At 36.3% G+C, this 10,434-nt stretch carries 11 protein-coding genes and 2 pseudogenes; 3 read left to right on the top strand and 10 right to left on the bottom strand.

The annotated features are described in order from the left end of the window. From AC11ZT_RS03225 to AC11ZT_RS03200, 6 genes are all read right to left on the bottom strand, one after another. The coding region (locus tag AC11ZT_RS03225; protein ID WP_484058227.1) for a spore germination protein at positions 1 to 669 on the bottom strand (669 nt) is incomplete at its 3' end. 270 nt (positions 670 to 939) lie between these two features. Next, entirely contained in the window at positions 940 to 2,535 is a 1,596-nt protein-coding gene (locus tag AC11ZT_RS03220) for an FMN-binding glutamate synthase family protein (protein WP_484058226.1), read from the bottom strand. 296 nt (positions 2,536 to 2,831) lie between these two features. Then, positions 2,832 to 3,170: an antibiotic biosynthesis monooxygenase family protein gene (locus tag AC11ZT_RS03215; RefSeq protein ID WP_484058225.1), complete on the bottom strand. Its 339-nt coding sequence runs from the start codon at positions 3,168 to 3,170 to the stop codon at positions 2,832 to 2,834. A gap of 95 nt (positions 3,171 to 3,265) precedes the next feature. After that, positions 3,266 to 3,616 (bottom strand): zinc ribbon domain-containing protein YjdM, encoded by a 351-nt coding sequence (locus AC11ZT_RS03210; RefSeq protein ID WP_484058224.1) that lies wholly within the window; start codon positions 3,614 to 3,616, stop codon positions 3,266 to 3,268. A gap of 206 nt (positions 3,617 to 3,822) precedes the next feature. Further along, complete coding sequence (locus AC11ZT_RS03205) at positions 3,823 to 4,356, bottom strand: CcdC protein domain-containing protein (RefSeq protein ID WP_484058223.1); 534 nt, start codon at positions 4,354 to 4,356, stop codon at positions 3,823 to 3,825. Positions 4,357 to 4,592: 236 nt separating this feature from the next. Further along, positions 4,593 to 4,784, bottom strand: coding sequence for a hypothetical protein (locus AC11ZT_RS03200; protein ID WP_484058222.1), 192 nt, complete (start codon positions 4,782 to 4,784; stop codon positions 4,593 to 4,595). Positions 4,785 to 5,140: 356 nt separating this feature from the next. On the opposite strand from AC11ZT_RS03200, the gene AC11ZT_RS03195 reads away from it, so the two are divergent. Both AC11ZT_RS03195 and AC11ZT_RS03190 read left to right on the top strand, forming a co-directional pair. After that, complete coding sequence (locus AC11ZT_RS03195; RefSeq protein WP_484058221.1) at positions 5,141 to 6,175, top strand: anion permease; 1,035 nt, start codon at positions 5,141 to 5,143, stop codon at positions 6,173 to 6,175. Further along, positions 6,176 to 6,799, top strand: a complete 624-nt coding sequence (locus AC11ZT_RS03190) for a DUF47 domain-containing protein (RefSeq protein WP_484058220.1) — start codon at positions 6,176 to 6,178, stop codon at positions 6,797 to 6,799. It begins immediately after the preceding gene. A gap of 464 nt (positions 6,800 to 7,263) precedes the next feature. Here the strand turns inward: AC11ZT_RS03190 and AC11ZT_RS03185 are convergent. The 3 genes and pseudogenes from AC11ZT_RS03185 to AC11ZT_RS03175 form a co-directional block, all read right to left on the bottom strand. Further along, a pseudogene (locus AC11ZT_RS03185) lies at positions 7,264 to 7,356 on the bottom strand (FMN-binding negative transcriptional regulator); the annotation flags it as partial. Between the two features lie 9 nt (positions 7,357 to 7,365). Beyond that, on the bottom strand, positions 7,366 to 7,884 hold the full coding sequence (gene paiA / locus AC11ZT_RS03180) for a spermidine/spermine N(1)-acetyltransferase (protein WP_379971345.1): 519 nt from the start codon (positions 7,882 to 7,884) through the stop codon (positions 7,366 to 7,368). Positions 7,885 to 7,926: 42 nt separating this feature from the next. After that, positions 7,927 to 8,177: pseudogene (locus tag AC11ZT_RS03175) on the bottom strand (MarR family transcriptional regulator); the annotation flags it as partial. Between the two features lie 115 nt (positions 8,178 to 8,292). On the opposite strand from AC11ZT_RS03175, the gene AC11ZT_RS03170 reads away from it, so the two are divergent. Further along, positions 8,293 to 8,937, top strand: coding sequence for a YczE/YyaS/YitT family protein (locus AC11ZT_RS03170; RefSeq protein ID WP_484058219.1), 645 nt, complete (start codon positions 8,293 to 8,295; stop codon positions 8,935 to 8,937). 118 nt (positions 8,938 to 9,055) lie between these two features. Here the strand turns inward: AC11ZT_RS03170 and glmS are convergent. Next, positions 9,056 to 10,434, bottom strand: a 1,379-nt coding sequence (gene glmS, locus AC11ZT_RS03165; RefSeq protein ID WP_484058218.1) for a glutamine--fructose-6-phosphate transaminase (isomerizing), incomplete at its 5' end; no start/stop codon positions are given.

Raw genomic sequence — 10,434 nt, 5'->3', positions numbered from 1 at the left:
ATTCACGATTCCTTTTATATACATGACAGCAATATTTGTTTTTGTTACACGCCCAATTTGCTTTTGCTCACAATAAAGATTAGGATCTTTAATTTTTCTGCGTACTAGTGCCGTATTCGTTCGAATGTTTTCCGAAAATCCTTCACGGGGTCCACGAACGACTGTCTGAGAGGTTGGTTCAGAGACAACTCGATCCTCCCAACCCGCTGTTGATGCACTAATAGCCTCTCTACAGCCATCAATTAAAATAATAGTATTTCCTGATAAGGCAGATGTGAAAAGTGCCTTGAAGTCTGTAATTTCCTTCATTTCTCCAACAGTTAAGATACTATTTTTAACCCTATTAAAAACATTTTCATGCGTAACGTTATCTTTTGGGTTCTCCAATTGTTTTGTTTCTATCATTAATGACTCGAGAATAACGTTTTGAATAGAGGTCGTATCCGCTAAACCATCTGTATAGACAATGGCTGCCTTTATCATGTCATCCTTTCCGATACTAAATTCTCGAACTACAACATCGGAACTTTTTTCAAAGGTTTTAATAATCTTCTGCAAGTCATCTGTAAATATACCGGAGAGAGGTTCATTAGATATTACATTTTTACTAGAAGAACTTTGGGATTTTTTCTGTTTGATGTTCTTTTTCTTAGAGTGAAATAAGCTCATTTCTATTCCCCCTCTCAAATTTACTTTTAATAAAACATGGAAATTAAACTAAATATCGTTATTTAATATTTTCCGTACTTCATTTTTTAATGCATGTGAACTCTGATATATTTTTTAAAATATGGATGTTTATAACTAATTGTGATTGCTCTTGAGATAAGTGCCACATCCAGGCAGGGTCCCTATTTGATTCAACCGTTTACGTTGAGAAAAAAAATCACCTCCTACGATAACGAAATCGTAAGAGGTGATTAATTCGGTAGTAAAAAGTTACATGATTCTTTGCATAATAGACTGATGAATATCTTCGAAGGATTGCACAACCCCTTTTTCATCTTTAAATATAATATGTTCCCTTGCAAATTGATTGGGCGATTCCAGACCCGTTGCTGCAGCTAAACGAAAAAGGCCTTCACGTAAGGTGACAATGTAGTTAACCACGCGAAATTTTTTCTCATCAATAACTAAGGCTTTCTGTAGAAAGGGATCCGTTGTCGCAACACCAACTGGGCAGGCATTAGAATGACATTTTAATGCCTGAACGCAACCTACTGTAATCATGAACCCTCGTGCAATGTTAACTAGGTCTGCACCCATGGCCAATGCCACAGCAATGCGGTCAGGGGTAAATAATTTTCCTGAAGCAATAAGCTTTACACGATCACGTACTCCATGATGATGCAGTGCGGCATCAACTATTGGTAAAGCTGATTTGATAGGTAAGCCCACACTGTCGGCGAGTTCTTGATAGGTAGCACCACTTCCCCCTTCTCCCCCATCAATGGTAATAAAATCCGGACCTTTTCCTGATTGCTTCATGTACGTTGCCAATTCATTGGCTTCCTTGTAACTGCCTATAACAATTTTAATGCCCACTGGTTTTTTCGTAACGTTACGGATGCGTTCTATAAAGTCAAATAAGGTTGGTAGATTATCAAATTCCTGAAACCGATTGGGGCTATCAATGGATTTATAAGGTTCGACCATACGAATTTTGGCGATTTCTGGGGTTACCTTTTCACCGTCCACATGTCCTCCACGGATCTTAGCCCCCTGAGCCAATTTAAGTTCAAAAGCTTTAATTTGTGGAATTTCACTCTTTCTCCTTAACTCCTCCCAATTAAAGTCTCCTCCTTCGTCTCGAACCCCAAAAATCCCAGGACCAATTTGCATAATAATATCCACATTCCCTTTTAAATGGTACTCTGAAAGTCCACCTTCACCTGTATTCATCCAGGCACCCTTTGCTATACCTAAGCCTTCGGATAATGCTGTGATCGCCCGATTTCCAAGAGCCCCAAAACTCATCGCCGACATACCAATAAGCCCCTTAACCACAAAAGGATGGTCCGTTTTTTCTCCAATAATAACAGCGTCTTCATCCTCCAACAAATAGGAAAGTGTTTCTTCATCTACAAGATGTTCTTTTCGCTGAGTAAATAAAGTGTCCTTTATCAGAAGATATTTTTTCGTGAGTATCTTTGTTTTCCGATCTATTTTCAATTCATCCATTTGCCTTGGAAACATCGAATTTCTCACATAATAACCAGCTTGTTCAAAATCCCGTTTCGAACCATATCCGATCACATCTCGTTTATACTTTGCACTTTTCACAATGTGCTCATAATCATCCCGTGAAAAAGGCTTGCCTTCTGTATCGCTATTGAAGAGATATTGGCGTAATTCTGGACCAATTTTCTCAAGAAAATACCGCACTCTTCCGAGGACTGGATAATTACGTAATACAGGGTGCTGTTTTTGTCTTATATCCACTACATATAACCTGATTACTACCAATGCAATGACCACGGGCAAAAGAATAATTACGATAAATCCAATAACAATTAAATAGGTAGATATATTCATGTTCACTCACCTCAAATGTTTTTGGGAATTTCCTTACTAGTTTATGGAGTATGGTTGTAAATATTTTATTTTTATTGCCGAAAATGACTCTTAACAGTTTATCCTTCTAACCACTAAAGTAACATAACCCTACTATGTAAAAAAAAACACGTGACTGTATAGCTATTAAAAATGATAAAGACGCCTCACGAATACGTGAGACGTCTACTCTTTTAATCACTTACTATTGTGTCTAATTAAGTTTATTTAAAATTCTTACAGCCAAGGAATTCATAGTGAGAAGAAACAAAAGAACACTACTGCAATTCTTGCATTTCAAAAAAGTTATGTCTTTCTACTTTGCAAATTCTGAGAGAGAAATTTTTATACCATTCTGTCTTCCCCTTATCTTGCGCTACTCTATGGGCTACATGTTCCTTCCAATCTTTTATAGATTCTAAAGAATCCCAATACGAAACAGTAATTCCGAGCCCTTCATCCCGAGCACTTTCTACACCTAAGAATCCCTTCTGACTAGAAGCTAACTCTACCATTTTATCCGCCATTACTTTGTAACCTCTGTCACCAACCGTTCTCTTTGATGTAAAAATCACTGCATAATAAGGTAGTTCCGGAATGGTTTCACTCCCACTCATCGTTCATTCCCCCAATAAGCTTACATAACCATTTTAGATCATTCCATCTAAAATGGTTATTTTTATCAGTTCCTATTCAAAAGGATTAAACCCCATTATACCTTTTTAACAAATTCAGATTTTAAGTACATAGCTCCGAATCCATCAATCTTGCAATCAATATCATGATTTCCTTCGGCCTTATCAACTAATCGTATATTCTTTACTTTCGTTCCGATTTTTAAGACAGATGAGCTTCCTTTGACTTTTAGATCTTTGATTACGGTTACCGTGTCACCATCATGTAACACATTTCCGTTCGCATCTTTGACAACTTTCTCCTCTTCACTCGTTTCGGTTTCTGATGCTACCGTCCACTCATGTGCACATTCGGGGCAAACCAAAAGACTACCATCTTCGTACGTATATTCTGAATTACATTCAGGACAATTTGGCAAAGCTACCATATTTTCATTTCCTCCGCTCGTTATTGTTCATTTTCTACAACTTCGTATAACTATTAGTTTTGGATTTGAAATCAACAAAAAAATATAGGAAGTTCCTTATATTCTGCCATAGTCTTTTCATTTTGAAAACCCCTAACCATATTTTCCTTAAATTTCTATTTTTGATTTACCTTGCTAAACAAGACAACCTATCTAGAATAAAAATCTTAAGCCATGTTTTGATTATTGTTTTGCAAAATTGATTTTCCTCGTTTCAAAACAAACGAATAAAATCCTATATAATATACAGCTAAAAGAAAGAAGCTACTTAAAGTAGAAGGATCGGATACAAGGTGCTGACTATTTGCTGAAGTGTTCATAGATGATGGTGTGTTAGAAGTAGAAAATAAGGTGAAGAGACGGAAAGCAAAACGGCTAAGAAACAAAAATAAAACAATGGATTCAATCCAGATATGCGTTCGATAATACAATAACTCTCCTCGGATTTCAAACGAGCTATGTTTCCTTGCATATAGAACTACTATCATTCCTACCAGAATACCTACCAAATCGTAGAAATATGCCCAAGGCTGTGCCACGCTTATTGCAAGTAAAAGAACCATGATAATCGAAAAGAGTACAATCCTTATCATAAGGCGTCGTGCTTTAAAAGGCTGAAATCCAATGGAACGTTTAATTCTTCTGTATAAAATAAACGCAATCAGGAGGATTATGAACCCATACTGCGTAACTACATGCAAATTCCTCACCCCTTTACAAGAATTTTGGTTATTTATAATACCTTCATGTTACCCTTTCCCACTATACGCATTGAAACTTCCAATCATTACGTCGGTCTCTATTAAAAATTTCCAATATAAACTTTATATTGTTTTTTTCTTTATTTTACCATATGTACAAACAGCTAACCATTTCCTCTTGTTTATAGAAGCAAAAAAAGCCTAAGCATATATACTTAGACTTCTCTTCATCACAATCAAACACGTACATCAATATCTTTCCCCTTGCCATCAATATCTCCATCATGATCGGCATCTACTGAATTTGACACTTGCGTAGATTGATTACTATTATTATTTACTTGTTGAACGGGTGCCTGACTTTGCTTAGCTGCTCTAAGAGATTGATACGTTTGCATTGCGCTATTTCCTAATCCAGAAATTTGCATAAACTCACCTCCCCACTCGTTTTTTCATTATGTACAAAGGTGCAGAGTAGTGGTCAACGCTATCTATCTTGAAAAAATCACTACATTTTCATTGTAATATCCATTTATTAAAATTTTCTTAAATCTGATAATTTGAAATACTAAGAATAGCCGATTTTTTACCGTCTTTAATAAAAAAATTCCTTTATAATGGGTGTACAGGTGGTTCCTGTCCATATCCAAAACAAAAGAATGGGCAAGATAAAAGGATTAGGATTAGCACGACTTGTGTTTATAGATAAAAACGTGGGTTACCTGCGTTTCTAGGCAGCGCTAGTGGATATACATATATAATTTAAAAAAGGGGGAAAACCATATTGACAGGAATCTATTTACTGTTGGCCATTGTGATAATAATTGCACTAATTTTTACCTTTACAAACGGACTACATGACGCAAGTTCAGTCGTTGCCACAATGATAGCTTGCAATGCTGCTAGCCCAATACAGGCAGTGCTTCTAGCTTCGGTATTTGGACTGCTTGGTGTTTTTTTCAGCGGAAACCTAGTTGCTGATACTGTGTCAGCAATAATAAGAATCTCTCCGGGAATTGATCTTATACATATATTAATCGCTTCCATATTAGGGGCAGTCATTTGGAATATCATTACTTGGAGAATCGGAATACCTTCCAGTTCAACCCATGCCCTTATTGGAGGGCTCATCGGAGCTGCCTGGACTGCCAATGGTCCCTCCAGCATTTTATGGGGCGTATCAGAGCTCTTTTCAGGCAACCACCAAGTGGTAGGTATTATAAAGGTTATTGTTTCACTTATTTTTTCACCATTGCTAGGTTTCACCATTGCATATCTAATTCAAAAAGTATCTACTCTACTGTTAAGAAATGCTAAATTCCGCATTACTAGCACGATAAATAAACTACAGTGGGTTGTAGCCGCTGCACTTGCATTCAGCCACGGCTCAAATGATTCTCAGAAGATAACCGGACTAATTTCACTAGCACTCATATCTGCCGGTGTAGTGAATACACATTCTGTTCCGCCCCTCATAAAGATAATGGTGGGCTTGGTTATGTTTGTTGGTACCGCTTTAGGCGGTTGGAAAATAATGAAAACAATAGGGAACAAAATATATGATCTTAGATCAATTCACAGCTTGAATTCAATGCTATCTTCGGGGATATCAATACTAATTGCCACCTTCACTGGTGCACCAGTTTCCACAACCCATGTGGTAGTAGGCGGCATAATGGGTGTGGGTACAGCAGACGAATATAGAATGGTAAACTGGAACATAGGTAAGGAAATCGTCACTGCCTGGTTTATAACAATTCCATGCTCTGCCATAGCTTCTGCTGTTATCGACTTACTAATTGATGGGAGGATTATATAAATGAAAGAGAGTACCTTTTTTGACAAAATATTTCCTAAGAAGTATGACTTCTATTCCATGCTTTTCGAGCAGAGCAAAATAAATTATCAAGTTATTCATGCTCTGGAAAGATGGATCAAAGATAAAGATGATACAGATTCTAATGATTTGTTCATTAAGAAAAGTGAAGCTGATAAAATACGATTTAAGCTTGAATATGACCTTGTAGAGGCATTTACAACCCCATTTGACAGGCAGGATCTGTATTCCATTTCTGTGGAGATGAGCAAAATAATTGATTGCTCAATATCAGTATTTAAGACAATTAAGGCTTTGAACATCGAAGTGGACTCTACCATAATAGGCATGTCTAGCTTATTAAGTCAGGGCGCCCTAGAACTTAGTGAAGCCATTTTAGTTCTGGAGAAAAATCCTGCTGAATCCCAAACTAAAATCGAAAGTATAAGAATTGCTCAAAATTCAATGGAAGATATATATATTTCAGGGTTTTCAGAGCTTTTTTCAAGCAAAGATGCTATCGCAATCTTAAAATATAGAGAAGTGTATAACTTTTTAAAAGAAGCAGCTATATTACTGGGAGATACAGTGGATATATACCACAGAATCTGCGTTAGGATGATATAAGGGGCTATTGATTGTTTGAAAAATAGCTCCTATCGGCTACCAGATTAATAACTAGTTTAGGAGGTGAATACTTGCAATTATTATCAAGTTTGTTTCCCATTATTGCCGTTCTGGCTGACATAGTAATCATGATAACGTGCTTAAAAAAGATTTCCACTCAAAACTATTTCAACTATTTCAACAAGAACATATGGATGTTTATTGTTGTTTTCGGTAGTTTTTTTGGACAACTACTGTATTTTATAATGGAATGGAATGAAAATAATAAGTAAATTTTATACATCTATATAAAATCAAATTTACCACCTGGTTATGATATTTTAAGTTCCAAAGGACAAAGTTTTCAGTTAGTACTTTATTCCTTTTCAATGATTATTGATAGCATCATTCGTTATCGTATAAATGCAAGAATGCACCCTTTTTTCGACACAATCGAATCTCTTTACAATATTAAACTTAACATTTTTATTTAACTCCAAAGGCAAATGAGTGACAATTGGTTTCCCTTGTTCTGTTGTGACAATCGTGCCAAAGGAGTTTTTTTGAACAAAATCCCACCTAAAAAATTATATAAGTGTTTTGGTCATTATAAAATCCATTTGTTCTTCATCACCCATATAAAAAGAGTGGGCCCCAGTTTGAACAAACCCCATTTTCTTATAAAAAGCTATAGCATTTTCATTTTTTTCCCATACGCCTAGCCAGATTTTCTTTTTATTACGTTCTACCGCAATTTCCATCGCTTTATTTAGCAGATATTTGCCAAGCCCATGTTTTTGAAATTTGTTTTTTATGTAAATCCTCTCGATTTCAAGTGATTCATCACCCATTTCTTCAGACTGAGCATCATTGGTATTAACTTTTAAATATCCAGCGACTTCATTATTAAAATAAACAAAAAAGAATTGCGAAGAAATATTGGACAATTCTTGTGCTAATTGTTTTAAGTTAAATGCTCTTTCCAAATAGGCATTCATATTTTCGGGTGAATTCTGATGCTTAAATGTCTCATTAAATGTTTCATAACTAATTTCTTGAAGTTTGCGTGAATCATCAAAGGTACACTTTTTTAAATTTATAGTCATTTAAATATGTCGCTCCTTTATATAATCAACAATTTCTCTTGTTTCTCTTTTTATAAAAGGATAAACCTTTTTCCCTTTCTCTGTTGGAAAAAGTGTGTGTATAGCACGAACTGCTCTTGCTCGATCTACCTTCATCATCTCAGATAACTTTTCTTGAATGATTCCTGGGTTTTCACATATTCGAACAAGGTACAAATATTGCCCTTTTGTAAGGTCATATTCTTGAAATTCTATATTACTCATAGAATTTGATGCCTTGCTATCTTTCCAATTTCACGAAGAATTCCCTTCATAATTAACTCCTCCATGCACATTTTATTGCAAATGCAACAAAATTAGGTTAAATTTAATATATATTATTTTTATTGCATTTGCAACAAAATAACAATGATAAAGAGGTCGAACAAAGTGAAATATGTTTTTTATGTATTAGGAATTTTAATCTTAACTCTTGGTATTTCGTTCACTATACAATCAGACCTTGGAACTTCCCCTTTTGATGCACTTTTGGTAGGACTGTCCATAAATGTGGGGCTTACTGTGGGAAGTTGGGAAATAATAATAGCTTTACTATTGATAGGCTGTAATTCATTTTTAAAAAGACAAAGGCCAGAAGTCTTGGGATTGTTAACAGCTTTTATAACGGGTATTGGTATTGATATGTGGCTTTTTTTATTGCGTAATTTGATAACATCTGAACTATGGTACAGCAAAGTTGTTTGTTTTGGAATCGGGTTGGTTGTTATAGGATTAGGAACTGCAACATATTTACAAACAAATTTTGCACCGACTCCAGTTGACCGATTAACATTAATCATACAAGAATTAACTCGAACAAATATATTTTTTTCGAGAACATTCATTTACCTCATATTCTTGATAATGGCAATGATTTTAAATGGACCAATTGGCGTTGGAACTTTATTAACCGTTTGTTTAGGGGGGCTAATACTTAATTACTGTATGTCATTTACTGAAAAAATATTAGACCGCATATTAACGCACTCTAGTACATCACTAAATTATTATAAAAATAAAAAGCATTCAATATAGAATGCTTTTTATTTCTTGTTCATCCTGCCTCATAGTTAAAGAAAAAAATCCTGCAAAAACAGGATTTTAATCACTCTTTTTTTATAAAACTATAACCAAACTCACTTAAAATTCCATCTCACTCAACTGTAACAGACTTGGCCAAGTTACGTGGCTTATCCACATCGCAATCACGGTGCAAGGCTGCATAGTATGCGATTAGTTGAAGCGGGATTACGGATAGAAGCGGTGTAAGTGCTTCGTTGACTGCTGGTAAGATGAAGCGGTCTCCGTCCATTTCTAATCCCTTCATGGAGATGATGCATGGGTTGGCGCCTCTCGCTACTACTTCTTTGACGTTGCCGCGGATACCTAGGTTTACGCTTGCTTGCGTTGCTAGAGCGATGACTGGTGTGCCGTTTTCGATTAGGGCAATTGTTCCGTGCTTTAATTCGCCGCCTGCGAAGCCTTCTGCTTGGATGTATGAGATTTCTTTCAACTTTAATGCGCCTTCTAAACCTACGTAGAAGTCTACACCGCGGCCAATGAAGAAACAGTTGCGCGTCATTGTTAAGTATTCAATTGCGATTTTTTCCATTTCTTCTTTTTGGTCACATAGCGTAATCATTGCTGTTGCAACAAGGCCTAGTTCTTGTTTTAAATCAAAGCCAATGGATAGACCCTTTGCTTTGGCTACGTCTGCAGCTAAAATAGCTAGGGCAGCTAATTGCGCCGTATAAGCCTTAGTAGAGGCTACAGCAATTTCTGGACCTGCATATAAGAGCATGGTGTAATCTGCTTCCCGAGAGATCGTAGAGCCCGGTGCATTTGTAATGGTTAACGCTGGGTAGCCGAGTTCATTCGTTTGTACGAGTACAGCACGGCTGTCTGCTGTTTCTCCGCTTTGTGAAATATAGATGAAGAACGGCTTTTCCGTAAGTAGTGGCATGTTATAAGAGAATTCACTTGCTACGTGCACTTCTACTGGAATTTTCGCAAAGCGTTCGATAAATTGTTTACCTACCAATCCTGCGTGGTAACTTGTACCGCAGGCTATGATATATATACGATCACTTTCTAAAATAGCATTTCGAATGTCTTCAGAAAGTTCGATTTCGCCATTTTCATTTTCATACTTTTGAATGATATTGCGAATAACGAGCGGTTGTTCGTCAATTTCTTTTAGCATGAAGTGGGGATACGTTCCCTTTTCAATGTCGCTTGCATCCAATTCCGCAGTGTAAGGTGCACGTTCAATTGTATCTCCTGCTAGGTTTTTAATCGTTACGCTCATATCTGTAATGATCACCATTTCTTTATCCATTAATTCGATAAATTGGTCCGTTACTTGTAGCATAGCCATGGCGTCACTAGCTACTACATTGAAGTCTTTCCCAACACCAACTAGAAGCGGGCTCTTATTCTTTGCAACGTAAATAACGTCTGTATCTTCTCTATCAAGAAGAGCAAGTGCATAAGAACCGTTCAGCAAGGATAATGTTTTGCGAAAAGCTTCTT

This window comes from Ectobacillus sp., from assembly GCF_056992975.1.
Note: the sequence above shows the minus strand (reverse complement) of the source record. Positions and strands in the feature narration are given on the sequence as shown.

Coding starts and splice junctions, on each gene's coding strand:
- AC11ZT_RS03200 (WP_484058222.1), bottom strand. CDS start 4,784: ATGCAAATTTCTGGATTAGGAAATAGCGCAATGCAAACGTATCAATCT.
- AC11ZT_RS03215 (WP_484058225.1), bottom strand. CDS start 3,170: ATGAGTGGGAGTGAAACCATTCCGGAACTACCTTATTATGCAGTGATT.
- AC11ZT_RS03220 (WP_484058226.1), bottom strand. CDS start 2,535: ATGAATATATCTACCTATTTAATTGTTATTGGATTTATCGTAATTATT.
- paiA (WP_379971345.1), bottom strand. CDS start 7,884: ATGACTATAAATTTAAAAAAGTGTACCTTTGATGATTCACGCAAACTT.
- AC11ZT_RS03190 (WP_484058220.1), top strand. CDS start 6,176: ATGAAAGAGAGTACCTTTTTTGACAAAATATTTCCTAAGAAGTATGAC.
- AC11ZT_RS03210 (WP_484058224.1), bottom strand. CDS start 3,616: ATGGTAGCTTTGCCAAATTGTCCTGAATGTAATTCAGAATATACGTAC.